A 16198-nucleotide genomic window follows, 5' to 3' on the forward strand; every position below is an offset into this window, starting at 1 on the left:
GCTCATAACATCTGAGGATATAAAAATTGACGGAAAAAGAAAAGCTGTTGAAAAATGTATTGAGCTTGGCATAAAAGTAATTGTTGTGCCATCATCAGATCAGTGGATCAACGGTAAACCTAATTTAAACCAGTTTAAAGATTTAAAAATAGAAGACCTGCTTGAGCGAAAACCAATAAAGATCTGTAATGAACACATCTTAGATGAAATTAAGGGTAAAAGGATCTTGATTACAGGTGCCGCAGGTTCAATAGGGTCAGAACTGGTTAGGCAGGTATTAATGTACAACCCCGAGTTTGTTGTGTTATGTGACAGGGCCGAAACTCCGCTGCATGATATACAAATGGAAATTGAAGATGGCTTGTATGGCAACCGAACCCGTGTTTTTATTGCTGATATTCAAAATTCAGGGCGCATAAAAACACTGTTTAACTTATACAAGCCCCAGATAGTGTTTCATGCGGCGGCTTACAAGCATGTGCCCATGATGGAGAATAATCCTACTGAGGCAATTTTAACCAACGTATGGGGCACAAAAAACCTGGCCGATATTTCAATTGAATTTAACGTTGAGAAATTTGTGATGATATCAACAGACAAAGCGGTACGCCCAACAAACATTATGGGGGCATCAAAACGTATTGCCGAAATGTATATTCAATCGTTAAATAACCTGTTGTTTGAAGAACATTTTTTCAACTCTGACCCGTCAAAAGGCAATCAAACCCGGTTTATAACAACCCGTTTTGGCAATGTTCTCGGATCAAACGGTTCAGTGATCCCTCGCTTTAAAGCACAAATTGAAAAAGGAGGACCTGTTACCGTTACCCACCCGGATATCACCAGATATTTTATGACGATCCCCGAGGCGGTTCAACTGGTACTTGAGGCAGAGGTAATGGGCAAAGGCGGCGAAATCTTCTTGTTTGACATGGGCGAACCTGTAAAAATTGCCGACCTGGCCGCTAATATGATCAAAATGGCCGGCCTTATTCCGGGCAAGGACATACAGATTGTTTATACAGGCTTGCGTCCCGGAGAAAAACTATATGAAGAGTTATTGAATGCTGAGGAAGAGGTAATACCAACTTATAATAAAGACATTAAGATCTCAAAAAACATCCCGGTAAGCTACACCAAGATCAACAATTTAATAACGGACCTTTTGGAACTTAACCTGCATAATGAAGTTGACCTGGTGGTATCGAAAATGAAAACCATACTACCTGATTATATCAGTAATAATTCACAATATGAAAAGCTCGATATAAAATTAATTGATAAGCAGATGGCAAACTGAGTTTTTTGTAATTTTTATATGACCTATCTTATAGGTTATCAATAATAATTTGCAGATTTAAGCAAATTATAACCTGAATACTCATCCGCCTTATGATGGGTAAAGCCGATGAGTAATATTTTTTAAGAGGGAATCTTATGTCCTTTGACCTGAATTCTAATTTTTTTGAGATAGCGTTCAATGTGACGGAGCACACAGAGGCTATGCTTGCTTATTGGGATAAAAACCTGATTTGCAGGTATGCTAATAAAGCTACGGCCGATTGGTTTGGGATAACTCCTGAACATATGATCAACAAATCGCATCTTTCAGAAATTTTGGGTTCACTTTTTGAAGTACAGCTTCCTTATATTAATGGTGTATTAGCAGGTAAGATACAGGTTTTTGACCAGGTGATCCACCTGTATTCGGGCAAAGCCAAAAACGTGCGCGTTACTTATCACCCAGACTATGTTGATGGTGAATTAAAAGGATTTTATGCGCATATGACGGATATTAGCCCCCTGAATAACAAACACGTTAACGATGAAGCAGGAATTGAGAAACTGCCGGAGTTTTTAACTCAAAACGATCAGTTGCTTGAAAATGTGGCTAAGACCTTAAATGAAAACCTGTTTATCGGATTTCCGAGTATCTCTGCTCTTTCAAAAAAACATTTTGTATCCGAATCAAAATTAAAAAGGGACTTTAAGCAGAGTTTTGGGCGAACTATCTTTTCATACTACCGGTACCTGCAAATGGAAATTGCAGACAGGTATATCAGGGAAAAGCGCTGTAACAAGAACCAGATGGCAGTAATGCTTAATTTTTCCAATCCTTCAAACTTTTCGGCGTGCTATCATAAATATTTAGAAGAGAAATCGACAGACCTGCAGAACAACCAGGTTCAAAAAGAAAGCATCAATCATTATAAAACACTGATTGAGGAAGCTCCTATAACTATTGCTATGTTCGATACGCAGATGCAGTTTATAGCCGTTTCAGAAAGCTGGGTTACCGAATACAATCTTCAAAATACAAATTTTCTTGAAAAAAGCCTCTACGAGATCTTACCCGACACAAAAAAGAAATGCGAAAAGCAGCACGTTCACTGTTTACAGGGCCACATATATCATTGTGAAGGGTTGCTGCTGAAAAAGAATAATGGTATCCGCAGCTGGCTAAAGTGGAATATCTATCCATGGTTCACGCCATCAGGCGAAGTAGGCGGGTTGTGCGTTCATACTGAAGATATCTCTAAAGTCAAAGCTATTGAGAAAGAAAATGAACGGGCGGCAAAACTGCTGAAAAAAGCAGCTACTTTTTCAAAAATCGGCACCTGGACTAGGGACATGCTTACCCATACAACGCAGTGGGACAAGATCATTCAGAACATCCTTGAGCTGCCTGATCATTTTGTACCGGATATAAAAGCTGTTTGGAGATGTGTAAAACAAGGTAAAAGCCAAAGCCTGGTTAAAAAAGCGTTAAGAAATTCGTTAAAGAACGGAGTCCCTTTTGATATTGAAGTTGAAATGATAACAGCCGGTGGCAATTCAAAACGAATAAGGATCATAGGCTACCCTGAACTTCAAAACAATAAATGTAAAAAGTTATCAGGAATACTTTTTGACGTTACTCCTATTTGATCATAAAATGGTTCGCTTTTAATAACTACCCCGTTAACAAGCAATTACCTCTCAGTTTTTACCGCTCTCAAAAAATAATTGATCATTTCGTAATATCTACGAATTAATATGTTTCCGTCACTTTGACATGTGCAATTTTATCTTATTTTGAAATAAATTTAAACCCAATAGAAAACAAAATAAAATAGCACTATATTCAGTCGGTAGCAGTTTAATAACTTAACTATCGCTCACAAAAAAATGCACAAAATGGATAACCGAAAGACGCATTATTGTGGATATGCGTTAAACAAACAATAATCAGCACCCTTTACAGGTATAATTTGACCTTTTATAGGTTGAATAAAGAAGAGAAGTATACATATTTTTATTACGCAAACAACAAAACAAAAGTTTCAAAAAATTTACTATTTGTTTGCCAGCATAGAAAAGAAGGGTAGGAAATATTAAAACCAATGAACAACCTAAATCTAAAAACATGATTCAAGAAAAGCCAAATTGGATATTTATGACCATAAATATCAATAAGTAACCTACAATTTTATTATAACCTAAATTACATATGCTAACCAACTAAAAGTTTGACAACCTAATCGAATCTAATCTTATGCACAGCAAAGTTTATTACCCCGTTAGCTCATATATCAATAACGATCAAAGATCTATTGGTATTAATGACACTCAAGATTTACATTTTGGCAAAATCGTAGAGCGAATTGTTAGGCGCGACCATATGGGGATAAGTGAAATCGCCCGGAAACTCAATGTAAGTCGCAGAACCCTGTACAATTGGTTCAACACCAAAAGGCTTAGCTTTGATATCATTTGTCAAATAGGTATCGTTATAGAGCATGATTTTTCAAAGGAATTTCCAAATGAATTTGCTTTGAGATTTAACTCTCCAAATGCTGAAAAAGACATCGAAACCCATGAGGCAAAAGATGCCCCGCTTGATGCCATATATTATTGGATGGATAAGTACATAAAATTGCTTGAAAAATTTAATGAGGCATTGCGTAATGAAAGTACTCTAAAACCCGATTGAGGGTCACCTGACATATTACAAAACTTGTTTCATATTGATAAAAACCTGTACACACGCTCTTTAATGTCATAACAAAATTGATTGCTACAAAACAGCAAGCAATTTTGTTATGGCCGTCTATTATACATCTACCCATTTCCAACCTCTATACCTGCAGTGTCCCTTTAAATTAACCGGCTCCGGTTGTTTCATTTAATTAATCAGAACATGCTTTTTAATTCATTCGGGTTCGGAATATTTCTGATAGTAGTTTTTGTGCTTTATTGGTTTGTATTTAACCGAAAGCTGCAACAGCAAAACTTATTGCTGATGACAGCAAGTTATTTCTTTTATGCTTGCTGGGATTGGCGGTTTCTGTTTTTACTGATCTTCTCAACCCTCTTAGATTACTTTACGGGATTAAAAATGTTCCAGGCCAAAACACAAGGCCTGAAAACCTTTTGGCTTTGGTTAAGTATATCCATAAACCTGGGCTTTTTAGGTGTTTTTAAATATTATAACTTCTTTGCATCTTCCCTCGCGGCTTTAGGCGCAGACTTCGGGATCCACTTAAGCCCTTTCACCTTAAATGTGATCCTGCCCGTAGGGATCTCTTTTTATACATTTCATGGCTTATCATATGTAATTGATGTTTATAAAAACCGTATTAAAGCCGAACGAAACTTCATTGACTACTCATTGTTCGTAAGTTTTTTTCCGCTTTTGGTAGCTGGTCCAATTGAACGGGCTACACACCTTTTGCCCCAGGTAAAAACACAACGAAAATTTGACTACCAGGAGGCAATTAACGGCCTTAGGCAAATATTATGGGGCCTGTTTAAAAAAGCTGTAATTGCCGATCAATGTGCCGACTACGCCAACATGATATTCGCAAACAGCTCGCACTTTTCAGGTAGTACCCTGGTTTTAGGTGCTGTATTCTTCGCTTTTCAAATCTATTGCGATTTTTCGGGCTATTCAGACATGGCTTTGGGTATAGCAAAGCTTTTTGGGTTTGAACTGCTTAGAAATTTCGCTTTTCCCTACTTTTCAAGGGATATGGCAGAGTTTTGGCGCAGATGGCATATCTCACTGTCATCATGGTTCAGGGATTACCTGTACATCCCCCTTGGGGGCAGCAAAACGGGTACCTGGCTTAAAGTACGCAACACTTTGATCATTTTTTTGGTTAGTGGCTTTTGGCATGGCGCCAACTGGACCTTCATTATCTGGGGCCTTTTAAATGCCCTATTTATCCTTCCTTCCATCCTGTTAAAAACAAACAGAAACCATCTCGAAATTGTAGCCAAAGGCAAAACTATGCCAACGCCTGTTGAGTTTATCCAAATGTCACTCACATTCCTGCAGGTAATTTTTGCATGGATATTTTTCAGGGCCGATAGTGTTACACAAGCGTTTAAATACATAGGCAGGATCTTTTCAAGATCGCTTTTCTCCATACCTCAATTAGATGTTAACAGGGCTCAACTACTTGAAGTGATCATTCTTATCATATGCTTTATAATAGTTGAGTGGCATGGGCGGGAAAACCAGTATGCGATAGAGAAGTTAACCTGGCTAAGAAGAAGAGGGTACAGATTAACTTTTTACTACACGCTGGTGGTGGTGATCTTTTTATTTACCGGGAAAGAGCAGCAGTTTATTTATTTTCAATTTTAAGCAATGCACCGCTTTTTAATTAAAACCATATTGTTTGCCTTAATGAGCTTTGTGCTCATATTGGCCGTTGCCCTGATTCCGGGCTATATGGTAAATAAATTTTCAAAGTTCAGTATTAAGAAAAATAGCACCATCGCGCTTTTTGGCCATTCGCATTCCGAATGTGCCTATAATGATACCCTCATTGCTAATTTTACCAACCTGTCGCACTCTGCCGAATCTTACTTTTACACTTTTCAAAAAGTTAAAAAGTACCTAGTACAAAATCCCCAGGTAAAGACCGTACTTATTGAATTTTCCAACAATCAAATTGACAACAAAATGGACGACTGGACGTGGGGATATACCTACATGTCAAACATGTTTCCGCAATACGCCTCTTTTATGAGTTTTGCTGATATGGAGTTACTGGCTAAGCATAATTCAAAATACTTTATGAACTGCATAGGCATAGCCGCCCGTACCAACCTTATCAAAGCACTTTCATTTAACTATGATTATACCGGAAAAACAGGAGGATATTTCAAGATAGATAGTTCAAAGCATTTACCTGCAGGTAATCCGGTAAATGAAAATGCAAGGACATCGCCAAACAAAAACAGAATCTCAACAACTAACCTTCAATACTTAAGAAAAATAGTAGATTATTGTAATAACATGCACAAACATGTTTTCCTGATCCGTAGCCCGCAACACCCTTTATATGAGTTCAGAAATAATGAAGCTGAGTTTTCATTGATCCGAGAGCGCTATTTTGGCGACGTGAAATTCCTGGACTTCAATAATTTCCCAATAAAGAATGATGAATTTGCTGATTTTGGACATTTAAATTTTAAAGGGGCTTTAAAATACTCGACGTATATTAATCAACGCATCATAAACGGAATGCTTAATACTGGCAACACAGCCTCTATAGATCAGGCTGCGAATAAAGCAGCCAATTAATATATATCCAAACTTCAACTAACAGGCCTGGTACAAAACGTATCGGGCTTTTTTTTTCGGTTTCATTAAATAAGCTTTGGGACTTTTAAATCGGGGGGAAGAGTAAAATAAAGCGCCGTCCCTGGTCGGCGCATTATTTATTAACTAAAACTGCATTTTCCTCAATGAAAAACACACATATAAGAACTATCGGGAAATATCATTTAAAGGCTGATAAAATACCCTTTATGAGTAACATCAACATGACACTGGTGCTTCAGTTGCCAGTTAATGGTTTATGTAAAAATAAGCAGGGGTATTTATGGCGTACTGCTGGCTTCGGTGTTGTGACAGGGTGCCAAATTCTTCAGCGGCAGATTGTTGCAAGGCAACAAATGAGCCAATAGGTGAACAGGTTATATTTATTAAGGTCAGTTTTTCCACGGTTCAGATTTATTATAAGACGCATCTAATTAAGAAATGTTGCATGTTTTGATTCTTTTTTGTGTAACAGAGCGTTAACAGCACAAAACAATCTAACAATCAAGCCATTGCAAATTTAAATTTCTACCAAAATCACTATACACAGTACCTGTTTTCATGAATAATTACAACATTCAGAAAAGTACTTAGAGCAGAAAGCCCCGTAAATATTACAATTTACAGGGCTTTCATTGATTTGGTATCGCTTTTGTCGGGATGGCAGGATTCGAACCTGCGGCCTCCACATCCCAAATGTGGCGCGATACCGGGCTACGCTACATCCCGTTTGGCTTTCGCCGGGTACTATGATTGTTCCAATCAGAAAATAAAACCCTCTAAACTTTCGATTTAGAGGGTTTTTGATGCTTGGCATCGCTTTAGTCGGGATGGCAGGATTCGAACCTGCGGCCTCCACATCCCAAATGTGGCGCGATACCGGGCTACGCTACATCCCGTCTCCCTGATTGGGTGTGCAAAAGTAGGATTTTTAATCAAGTTGCAAAATTTTTTTTGAAAGAATTTTCAAGCAGTCATATAATCTACTCATTAACAAAATATTGCCTTAAAATAATTTTTTTATGTTTTTTCAGGAGCCTGAATAACCTTGTCATTATGCCTGATTTCCGCTCAAAAAACTTAAAAAAGATTTTCATGTTGTTCTTTTACATCTGCACAAATCCATGAATTTATATGAACAACAACTTTACTGGCTAATGAAAAACGGCACAGTGACTCCTATCCTTCACTACAAAAAGTTCTGAAGTTGTACAGGGGCACCAAAGATGGTTCACAATAGATCTGCTGTATCCCAGAAAGACTGAACACTTGCTCAGTTTTGGCTGACAGTACATTTCAAATAATAAAAACCGATATTTATATTTCAGATGATCGATCAGTTACCTAAAATATACCTCTACCGCCGACTTGTACAGGCTAAACTCTTCATTGATAAAAATTATCATGATGCTATCGACCTGAATGGCATTGCCGACGAGGCTTACTTTTCTAAATATCATTTCATCAGGTTGTTTAAAAAAATCTATGGTAAAACGCCGCATCAGTACCTTATCAATGTGCGGGTGGAAAATGCCCGGTTGTTATTGAAAAGGGGGCTTCCGGTTGCTGATGTTTGCTATGCGGTGGGCTTTGACAGTGTTACCTCGTTTTCAATCTTATTTAAAAAGATCACATTCTGCTCTCCCGCAAACTACCAGCAGGCCGAGCTTAAAAAACAAACCGAGATGTTGCAATCGCCCCTTAAATTTATCCCCGGTTGTTTTGCCAGTGAAAAAGAGTGGCTGCAAAACCGCAATTTTCGATAAGGGATGATCTGTTTTGATACCGACTTTTACTTTTCAAAACAAAACACAGATGATAACCAAAATGAACCATGTAAGCGTGTTTGTACTTAACCAGGACAGCGCCTATGATTTTTATGTAAACAAACTGGGCTTTAAGGTAAATACAGATGCTGCCATGGGGCCGGGAATGCGTTGGCTTACCGTTTGCCCTCCCGAACAACCCGAGCTGGAAATAGCACTTATGGCCATAAGCGAAGGCATGATGTTCGACTCGTTAGCAGCCCAACAAATGCGTGACTTAGTACAGCGCGGCACTTTTGGGTTTGGTGTTTTTGAGTGTAACGACCTGATAGCTACTTATGAAGAGTTAAAAGCCAAAGGCGTTGAATTTTCCAAAGAACCTACCAAAGAGTTTTATGGTTTTGAGGCCCTGTTTAAAGACGATTCGGGAAATTGGTTTTCTTTGGGCGAAAAGAAAAACTAATGCCTTATTTTCCATGGCGCAAAACCACCCTAATTATGGCACAAACGACAAGGTGCAAATTTTGATTTTGCATGGAGATTTGTATTAATCAATCTTCAAAAAATCATGAAAGATCAAACCACTACCACGCTTCAAACCGACGCGCGGATCAATTTACTGGCAGTATTTGAAGATACCGCCAGTAACTTATTTTCAACCATTGCTTTATTTAATGAGCAACAAATTAATATTGCATTATCTGACGACAGTTGGACAGCCGGACAAATAGCCGAGCATGTTTTTAAATCAGATTCACAACTTGTCCCCGTACTTAACGGAACCGGTAAACAGGCAGAAAGAGATCCGGCCGAAAAGGTAAAAATGATCAAAGATCTGTTTCTTGATTTTGAGGCAAAATTCAAATCTGCTCCAAACATATTGCCATCAGAAGGTCCGCATAGCAAATCAGAGGTTATCTCATTATTAGAAACCGCTATCTCCGAGGTTAGGGAAATTATCAGCTCCAGGGACCTGTATGCGATTAGCACCGATCTGGTAGTTCCCTTTTTTGGTGAACTCACCCGATTGGAATGGTTGTACCTTATTTGCTATCATACCCAAAAACACATCCACCAGTTAAAAAACATCAGGCAGTCTTTCTGATTTATTTAACGAAACCGTTGTGTTTTTGAGCGATACCGCATTTACAATGTAAATAATGATCCATAGCAAACCGATTAAAGCATACATGCTGAGTATAATAAGTGATAAACCACTTACCGAAGCTCCTTCGCTACCCTTTTGCATAAACAGAGTAAGTATAGATAAACCTACACCGGCCCCTAAAAAGTAAGTTGTAGTACCCAGACTTGATGCTAAACCGTAGTGTTGCTTAGGAATATTTTTTACAGCAAGCACCGATAAGCTTGTAAAACAGATGGTCATACCCAAACCTGAAATAAAAGCCGCTGACAACAGCAGTAAAGGGAGCGAATAACCTGCAAATACCGCGCAAATTAAAACCAGTCCGCCGGTTAACATGCAGCTCATTCCTAACAAGCCCGTTTGTTCAATTGTTAAGCGTTTCATGATACCCGGCAGCATAAACTTAGCTACCATGGCCGATAACAAGCTAAAAGGAACAAGCAGCAAACCGGCTTTAGCAGCGCTGTAATGCATATCCTTTTGCAACAGTTGAGATATAACAAACAGGTACCCGGTAAAAAATGCACCCAGTAAAATAAACACGCCATTTGCAGTAATAACTGATGGGGCCTTAAAAACCGAAAGATCGATCAGCGGATTTGCACGCCGGGTTAAACGGATGTATAATAACCTTACACAGACTATTACGCCGGCGGCACAAAGCATAATAAGCTTGTATTGTTCCCTGATATCACCCAGTTGATGAACACCGTAACTCAGCATAAGCAGGCCCATCACCAATAAAATACCCGAAAACAGATCAGGAGATGGCTGTTTTTGTTCGGGCGTATCATTAGGCAGGTAAAACCAGCCCACAACCATAATAAAAGCCAGTATGGGGACATTGATCAGAAACACCCAGTGCCAGCCCATGTAAGTGCTGATGATCCCACCTATGGAAAGGCCACTCCCTGAGCCAACGGCCGCAAACGAACTGAAGATCCCGATGGCCTTGCTCCGCTCCTGCTCTTCGGTAAAAGTATGTGTTACTATTGAAAGCGCTGATGGCATGATCAGTGCTGCTGCCAGGCCTTGTATAGCCCTCGACAAACTGAGAAACGCGAAAGTACCAGCTAAACCAGCCCCTAATGAAGTTAACAGGAACAATGCAGCACCGACAATAAAAACCTTCTTTGACCCAACAACATCCGATAGCTTGCCGCCTATGATCAGGAAACCGCCATATAACAATACATAAAGCGTTTGCAGCCATTGAACCTGGTCGTTGGTTATCATAAACTGCTTTTGTATTGCCGGAATGGTGAGGTTGATAATTGCGATATCCAGGGCCTCGACAAATATGGCCATTGAGGATATAATGAGGATATTGTTCTTTTTCAAAGACATAACTACGAGTTTTGTCCTTTCAAAATTACGCCAACAGAAATTAACAACATTATTTATTATAATTTTGGAACATACTTCAAAATCCAGGCATTAAAAAAGAACAAACCATCAATCAACCCCTCTTTATGGCACCTCAAACAGAACAAGAAAAAGCAAGCATCCAACTTGATGAAAAGGATTATGAGATATTACGGTTGATTGAACGGAATGCCAAGCTTACCGTGCGGGAAATTGCGGTAAAGATCAACCTGAGCCCTACCCCTACCCATGAGCGTATCAAGCGCCTTGAAAAAGCCGGGGTTATTAAAAGCTATACCGCAATTTTAGATAAGCGGATGCTGAACAAGCGGATCATGGTTATTTGCATGGTAACCCTGCGCGAGCACAGCCGCAAAGCCGGAGCAGATTTTATTAACGCCGTACTTGAATTTGACGAAGTAATTGAATGCTATAACATATCAGGCGATTTTGACTTCATGCTCAAAATTGTATCCGAAAGCATGGATAGTTACCACTCCTTTTTTGTAAATAAACTAAGCGAGGTAAAAGGTATAGGCCATTCAAAAAGCACTTTTGTGATGGATATCATCAAAGAAACCAATCATTTACTTTAACCACGTACAATAGCTACGTTCACAATCCGTTTATATGTCCGGATAATTAATCGGTTCAACACCCTGGTTTATCGATTCATTGACCCGGCTTATTAAATTGTTGTCCTATTTTTAAAGCCAACTAAAACAGACTTTTTATCGTATTTATTATCAACCGGGTTTATAACGGATATATATGACTACAAAACATTTACTGCTCACATCCAAAATTATTGGTTGTTTATTCATAACTATTGCTTTTTTCTCCTGTAAAAAAGAGAAAACAACGCCCCAAACAACTGCCGTTACACTCGGTTTGTATGAATATGCCAGCGGCATAAACAAACGCATATTTTTGCCTATTACGCAGGTTGGTACAAAAGCAGTAACCTATTACACCGTATTTGATACGGGCTCATCAGGCATGACACTTGATGCTACAGATATCCTGCCGGCATCAATGATCACATCATCAGGCATCCAGGTTACAGGCGATTCGGTGGTTGTGAACGGTATCACGGTAACCAGCACCAAGGGAACAATAAGTTTTGGCGACCAATTGAGCTCAACCAAAGAATACGGCAACTTAGCCTACGCCAATATTACCATTGGCGATGCACAGGGTAACCTTGCCTTAAAAAGGGTGCCGTTTTTTTTATATTACAAAATACTTGATGAAACCGGCGCAAAATTACCCGCCCATGCCAGCGATGTTTTTGGTGTTGGCCCCGGCACAAGCTATGTGACCAGCGAAATTCAAAGTCCTTTAAGGTACTTTAATACCGGCACCAACTTAACAAGCGGGTTTAAACTGGCTACGTTAAATAAAAGCCTGTTTTCTACCAGCGGTACTTATGTAAGTAACCTGTTAACTATTGGATTGAGTAGCAGCGATCTTTCATCGGCAGGGTTTATTATGCACCCGCTTACTTATTCAAGCAGCGGCGGGTATTCACCTAATATCCCTGCAACTATTGCATACAACGGCAATACTATTTCCGGACAGATCCTGTTTGATACCGGAACACCATCGACTACCGTTATTGAAGACAGGCTGGCAACTACTTCAGTAGGCAGTCTTCCCTCAAACTCAACAGTTACCATAACCACCAACAAAGGTTTTGTTTATACTTATACAACATCAAGCACCGGAAATTTAACAGAAGTGCAAAATCCAAATAATACGGGCGATTACCGTACCATTTTCAGTCTCGATTTTTTCATCAGCAACGAATATTTAACGGATTACAGCAACCACCAGATCGGCTTAAAAAACAATTAGGAATTAATGGGAAGAGTAGGCCATATTTACCTTTTAAAAAGCCTGCCCTTTAAAATTCTATCCATTACATCGTCATAAAAACTTAAGCCTATACCAATCTTATTGCCGTTAAGGTTAAGCATATTACCTTCAATATTACTGATCATCGCGGTATTAACAATATAACTTTTATGCACCTGGATAAATCTATCAGCTGGTAGTTTTTCCTGTAAACCTTTAACGGTAAGATACACAACCAGCTTTTTATGAAGCGTATAAAGCGTTACATAGTTGGCCATGGCCTCAACGTAAATCAATTCGGCATACACTACCCGTTCAATTTTCCCATCACACTTAACATAAAAATGATCGGCTTCATTTTTGGGAGGCGATGCCTTTTGCTTTAATATTTGCAACTCGAGTGCTTTTTGTGATGCTTTCAGAAAACGTTCCAGCGAGAATGGCTTCACCAGGTAATCAACCACGGCCATTTCAAAGCCCTCAAGTGCATATTCGCCATAAGCTGTTGTCATGATCACCATGGGCAATTTCGCCGCCGAACGAAGAAATTGAAAGCCATTCATCTTAGGCATATTCACATCAAGGAAAATCAAATCGATATCCAGTTTATTGATCAGGCTGGTAGCCTTCAGCGGATTCTCGGCTGCGCCCGATAGCACCAAAAAATCGGTCTCTTCAATATACTCCTGCAGCAACTTACGCGCTATAGGCTCATCATCTATAATCAGGCATTTAAGTATCATATATTCAGCAATACTAAATTTATTTCAAAACTATCGCCGCTGTCGGTTATGTCAAGCCGGTGCTTTTGAGGGTAAAGGATCTCAAGCCGGCGTTTAGTATTAGCTATCCCCAAGCCCGACGACCGCTCATCCCGGCCGGTGAAATTATCCTTGGTATTATAAACCCTGAAATGCAGGTTATTCCCTTCCTGCCTCAGGCTGATATCCACCTTGTTCACCCTACCTTCATTAAAGCCTACATATTTAAAGGCATTTTCTACAAAAGCTATAAATAACAGGGGTGCCACATAAACCTGCCCGTTAATATCATCGGCACACAAATTCACCATCACCATTTCATCTATCCTCCCCTTTTGAATAGCTATATAATTGCGGATGTAATTGATCTCCCTGTTCAGGTCTATTTGCTCAACATTGCATTCGTACAACTGGTAACGCAGCATTTCTGAAAATACCAGCAACATATCCCTTGCATCCTTATTTGATTTATCAATATGCCCGTATATAGAATTGATAGAGTTAAACAAAAAATGCGGATTAAATTGTGCCCTTAAAAAGTTAAGCTCATTGGTTGCCCGCTCCTTCTCAATTTGCTCAATATAAACTTGAGACCGCATTTTTTCGATTACCATTTGAGCTGCCAGGATACAAACCACCCAAAACAGGATATTAACAAAGGAATCGGTAAAGACCGAAACAGCGCTGAACCGGGCATTCATTTTAAAAATATGAGTTACAACCCACGCTGATACCGGCACCCTGACAAGGGCAGTTATAAAGATCCCCGTTAAAAAAACGAGACCAAATGTTACATACCGCTTTTTATTAAGCAAATGCGGGATTGCATAAAGCGTATTGAGGTAATAATTTGCCGAAACAAAAACCAGGTAACAAAACTGGATTGTTATGGCGTGGGTTAACACCAGCGTACCGTTCCTGAAAATAAAGATCCAGAAAAGGTACGCCAGCAGCCAAAATGCTATATGATATACTACTTTGTTGAATTTCAATTCTTCGGATTATTTACTCAGGTTATTACTCTTTGATTTATAAAGCAATTTACAATTAATTATTACCCGGGCCGCCATCAGGAAATGCCTGGCCCTTATGACAGGTAGTACATGAAACCACCAGCGCAGGGTTGCCTACCTTAGCGTGTTTAAGCTTAAAATACTTTTTATTGATACCGATAGTCATACGCATCATTTGCCGGGCTATTTCCTTTTCAGGCTTTGCATCACTTACAAAATCAAGGCCATGGCCGTCCTTCGCATTCGCGTGGCAAAAACCGCAGGTAACACCAAGCCCGTCTTCAAAATCGTCGGCCATAATGCTTTGCAAATCGTGCGAACTGATATCCTTCGGTAATACTTTCAGGTTTTCATAGTGCGCCGGTTCGGGTTTGTTTATAGCCATTGCCGCAGTGCCCGTTAACGAAACACCTAATACCGTAATGACGGCAAGTTTCCTGTTTACTTTTATTCTCATCACTTTTAACCTTTCTTTGCGGTTACGCTGATATTTACTTCAAGCTCATCGGCAATGGTGCTTGTGCCACCTATCCCGAAATCCTTCCGGTTTATTTTAAATGATCCTTTAAAAAGATAGCCATCGGCAGCAGGCGTAGCCGAAAAAGGGAATGATACCGGCTTTGTCTTACCCTTCATTGTCAGCTCTCCTGTTAGCTGATACATTCCACTTTTATTTAACACGGCCACTTTCCCCGATGTCAACCTGATTTTTGGATAATCCTTCACATCAAAATAATTCTCACCTCTTAAATGTTCATCGCGCAAGCCATTATCAGTATTTACTGTCGATGCATTGATAGTCACATCAAAACTGTTGCCCGCGGCGTTTTGAGGATCAAAGTTGATATTCCCTTCAAAACCGCTAAATGTTCCGTCAACTCCAAAGCCAAGATTTTTCACAGTAAATTTCAAGCTTGAACTTTGCTCAACGGGCTTATATTGAGCTTTACTTATCACAGAAAAGCAAACCATCATCAGCAACAACAACGTCCTTTTCATATTATGTCTGGTCATCATTTCTGTTCGGTTACTTTTTCAACTTGTATTAAAGGGGTATCGGTAATAGCAAGCGATGATCATGTTCAACATAATTCACACTGGTTAGCCCTAAAAAGCTGCGGAGTTTTTCGGCAGGGACTTTCATAGGTCCAGGAGATGGCGCACTACCCGGGGCGGGCTGAGGAAATGCCGTTGAATTGGCCGTGTGGAAAGTAATATTACCCTCCACCTTTTGAATTGTCTGGTGAATATGCCCGTTTAATACCGATACCGACCCAAAACGCTTCAATAAAGCCAGGGCCTGGGCGCTATCGTCGGTACCCCAGCCCCATTGCGGGTAAATAGCCCAAAGCGGAATATGCGCGAAAACTACTATAGGGGTGCTGTTGGATAAGGGCTTCAGATCATTCTCCAACCATTTTAACTGGGCCGGGCCAATGTAACCCAAGCCTCCGTCAACATGATTGGTCACGTTCACAAGGCCGATGAAATGAACATCATGCGAGTCGAAACTGTACCAGCCATCCCCCAGCGTACCTTTACCGTAACGCTCCAGGTATAGCTTGCCATTATCTGTAACATCATGTTCGCCGGGCACATAAAATATCTTTTCGGCTTTTACACTTTTTAGCGATTGTTCAAGCGTGTCAAACTCATCTGCCTGTGCCAGGTGCGACAGGTCGCCGGTATGTAAT

17 protein-coding genes and 2 tRNA genes are annotated in these 16198 nt (G+C 39.8%); 11 read left to right on the forward strand and 8 right to left on the reverse strand.

The annotated features are described in order from the left end of the window. The 6 genes from VF500_RS10560 to VF500_RS10585 all read left to right on the forward strand — a co-directional run. Window positions 1–1300 (forward strand): nucleoside-diphosphate sugar epimerase/dehydratase (locus VF500_RS10560; RefSeq protein WP_330859638.1); only part of this gene is annotated, 1300 nt, incomplete at its 5' end. A 182-nt stretch (window positions 1301–1482) separates the two neighbouring features. After that, window positions 1483–2928, forward strand: coding sequence for a PAS domain-containing protein (locus VF500_RS10565; RefSeq protein WP_330859639.1), 1446 nt, complete (start codon window positions 1483–1485; stop codon window positions 2926–2928). 607 nt (window positions 2929–3535) lie between these two features. After that, window positions 3536–3973, forward strand: a complete 438-nt coding sequence (locus tag VF500_RS10570) for a helix-turn-helix domain-containing protein (RefSeq protein WP_121227489.1) — start codon at window positions 3536–3538, stop codon at window positions 3971–3973. Window positions 3974–4180: 207 nt separating this feature from the next. Continuing rightward, on the forward strand, window positions 4181–5632 hold the full coding sequence (locus VF500_RS10575; protein ID WP_330859640.1) for an MBOAT family O-acyltransferase: 1452 nt from the start codon (window positions 4181–4183) through the stop codon (window positions 5630–5632). 3 nt (window positions 5633–5635) lie between these two features. After that, the gene (locus VF500_RS10580) at window positions 5636–6577 is read left to right on the forward strand and encodes a hypothetical protein (protein ID WP_330859641.1); all 942 of its coding nucleotides are present in this window, start codon (window positions 5636–5638) and stop codon (window positions 6575–6577) included. A gap of 164 nt (window positions 6578–6741) precedes the next feature. Continuing rightward, on the forward strand, window positions 6742–6963 hold the full coding sequence (locus VF500_RS10585) for a hypothetical protein (protein ID WP_330859642.1): 222 nt from the start codon (window positions 6742–6744) through the stop codon (window positions 6961–6963). A 287-nt stretch (window positions 6964–7250) separates the two neighbouring features. Here VF500_RS10585 and VF500_RS10590 read toward each other — a convergent pair. Both VF500_RS10590 and VF500_RS10595 read right to left on the reverse strand, forming a co-directional pair. Further along, window positions 7251–7324, reverse strand: a tRNA-Pro gene (locus tag VF500_RS10590). 96 nt (window positions 7325–7420) lie between these two features. Beyond that, window positions 7421–7494: transfer RNA gene (locus VF500_RS10595), tRNA-Pro, on the reverse strand. Window positions 7495–7923: 429 nt separating this feature from the next. Between VF500_RS10595 and VF500_RS10600 the strand changes: the two genes are divergently transcribed. The 3 genes from VF500_RS10600 to VF500_RS10610 all read left to right on the forward strand — a co-directional run bounded on the left by VF500_RS10600 (window position 7924) and on the right by VF500_RS10610 (window position 9466). Continuing rightward, on the forward strand, window positions 7924–8361 hold the full coding sequence (locus tag VF500_RS10600; RefSeq protein ID WP_330859643.1) for an AraC family transcriptional regulator: 438 nt from the start codon (window positions 7924–7926) through the stop codon (window positions 8359–8361). A 49-nt stretch (window positions 8362–8410) separates the two neighbouring features. Next, window positions 8411–8824 (forward strand): VOC family protein, encoded by a 414-nt coding sequence (locus VF500_RS10605; protein WP_330859644.1) that lies wholly within the window; start codon window positions 8411–8413, stop codon window positions 8822–8824. Between the two features lie 105 nt (window positions 8825–8929). After that, a complete protein-coding gene (locus tag VF500_RS10610) occupies window positions 8930–9466 on the forward strand; it encodes a DinB family protein (RefSeq protein ID WP_330859645.1) in 537 nt (178 codons plus the stop codon). On the opposite strand, the gene VF500_RS10615 is transcribed toward VF500_RS10610, so the two are convergent. After that, window positions 9440–10816, reverse strand: coding sequence for an MFS transporter (locus VF500_RS10615; RefSeq protein ID WP_330859646.1), 1377 nt, complete (start codon window positions 10814–10816; stop codon window positions 9440–9442). The two genes, VF500_RS10610 and VF500_RS10615, sit on opposite strands and share 27 nt — an antisense overlap. 164 nt (window positions 10817–10980) lie before the next feature. Here VF500_RS10615 and VF500_RS10620 point away from each other — a divergent pair, with 164 nt between their 5' ends. After that, window positions 10981–11469, forward strand: coding sequence for an Lrp/AsnC family transcriptional regulator (locus VF500_RS10620; RefSeq protein ID WP_121227502.1), 489 nt, complete (start codon window positions 10981–10983; stop codon window positions 11467–11469). A 175-nt stretch (window positions 11470–11644) separates the two neighbouring features. Beyond that, the gene (locus VF500_RS10625) at window positions 11645–12730 is read left to right on the forward strand and encodes a hypothetical protein (RefSeq protein WP_330859647.1); all 1086 of its coding nucleotides are present in this window, start codon (window positions 11645–11647) and stop codon (window positions 12728–12730) included. A 26-nt stretch (window positions 12731–12756) separates the two neighbouring features. On the opposite strand, the gene VF500_RS10630 is transcribed toward VF500_RS10625, so the two are convergent. The 5 genes from VF500_RS10630 to VF500_RS10650 all read right to left on the reverse strand — a co-directional run. Next, window positions 12757–13473 carry a LytTR family DNA-binding domain-containing protein gene (locus VF500_RS10630; protein ID WP_330859649.1) on the reverse strand — a complete coding sequence of 239 codons (717 nt, stop codon included), beginning with the start codon at window positions 13471–13473 and terminating at the stop codon, window positions 12757–12759. After that, on the reverse strand, window positions 13470–14483 hold the full coding sequence (locus VF500_RS10635) for a sensor histidine kinase (RefSeq protein ID WP_330859650.1): 1014 nt from the start codon (window positions 14481–14483) through the stop codon (window positions 13470–13472). Before VF500_RS10635 ends, VF500_RS10630 begins: the two co-directional genes overlap by 4 nt. A gap of 55 nt (window positions 14484–14538) precedes the next feature. Then, window positions 14539–14961, reverse strand: a complete 423-nt coding sequence (locus VF500_RS10640) for a c-type cytochrome (protein WP_330859651.1) — start codon at window positions 14959–14961, stop codon at window positions 14539–14541. Between the two features lie 5 nt (window positions 14962–14966). Beyond that, window positions 14967–15503, reverse strand: coding sequence for a YceI family protein (locus VF500_RS10645; RefSeq protein WP_330859652.1), 537 nt, complete (start codon window positions 15501–15503; stop codon window positions 14967–14969). Between the two features lie 46 nt (window positions 15504–15549). Then, on the reverse strand, window positions 15550–16198 hold a 649-nt coding region (locus VF500_RS10650; RefSeq protein ID WP_330859653.1), incomplete at its 5' end, for a metallophosphoesterase family protein.

The organism is Mucilaginibacter sp. (assembly GCF_036383575.1).
Lineage (GTDB): Bacteria > Bacteroidota > Bacteroidia > Sphingobacteriales > Sphingobacteriaceae > Mucilaginibacter.

Excerpts from the sequence above, each read along its gene's own strand:
- VF500_RS10625 (WP_330859647.1), top strand. The coding sequence starts at position 11,645 with ATGACTACAAAACATTTACTGCTCACATCCAAAATTATTGGTTGTTTA.
- VF500_RS10640 (WP_330859651.1), bottom strand. The coding sequence starts at position 14,961 with ATGAGAATAAAAGTAAACAGGAAACTTGCCGTCATTACGGTATTAGGT.
- VF500_RS10620 (WP_121227502.1), top strand. The coding sequence starts at position 10,981 with ATGGCACCTCAAACAGAACAAGAAAAAGCAAGCATCCAACTTGATGAA.
- VF500_RS10605 (WP_330859644.1), top strand. The coding sequence starts at position 8,411 with ATGATAACCAAAATGAACCATGTAAGCGTGTTTGTACTTAACCAGGAC.
- VF500_RS10645 (WP_330859652.1), bottom strand. The coding sequence starts at position 15,503 with ATGAAAAGGACGTTGTTGTTGCTGATGATGGTTTGCTTTTCTGTGATA.
- VF500_RS10580 (WP_330859641.1), top strand. The coding sequence starts at position 5,636 with ATGCACCGCTTTTTAATTAAAACCATATTGTTTGCCTTAATGAGCTTT.
- VF500_RS10615 (WP_330859646.1), bottom strand. The coding sequence starts at position 10,816 with ATGGCCATATTTGTCGAGGCCCTGGATATCGCAATTATCAACCTCACC.
- VF500_RS10630 (WP_330859649.1), bottom strand. The coding sequence starts at position 13,473 with ATGATACTTAAATGCCTGATTATAGATGATGAGCCTATAGCGCGTAAG.
- VF500_RS10585 (WP_330859642.1), top strand. The coding sequence starts at position 6,742 with ATGAAAAACACACATATAAGAACTATCGGGAAATATCATTTAAAGGCT.
- VF500_RS10575 (WP_330859640.1), top strand. The coding sequence starts at position 4,181 with ATGCTTTTTAATTCATTCGGGTTCGGAATATTTCTGATAGTAGTTTTT.
- VF500_RS10610 (WP_330859645.1), top strand. The coding sequence starts at position 8,930 with ATGAAAGATCAAACCACTACCACGCTTCAAACCGACGCGCGGATCAAT.
- VF500_RS10570 (WP_121227489.1), top strand. The coding sequence starts at position 3,536 with ATGCACAGCAAAGTTTATTACCCCGTTAGCTCATATATCAATAACGAT.
- VF500_RS10600 (WP_330859643.1), top strand. The coding sequence starts at position 7,924 with ATGATCGATCAGTTACCTAAAATATACCTCTACCGCCGACTTGTACAG.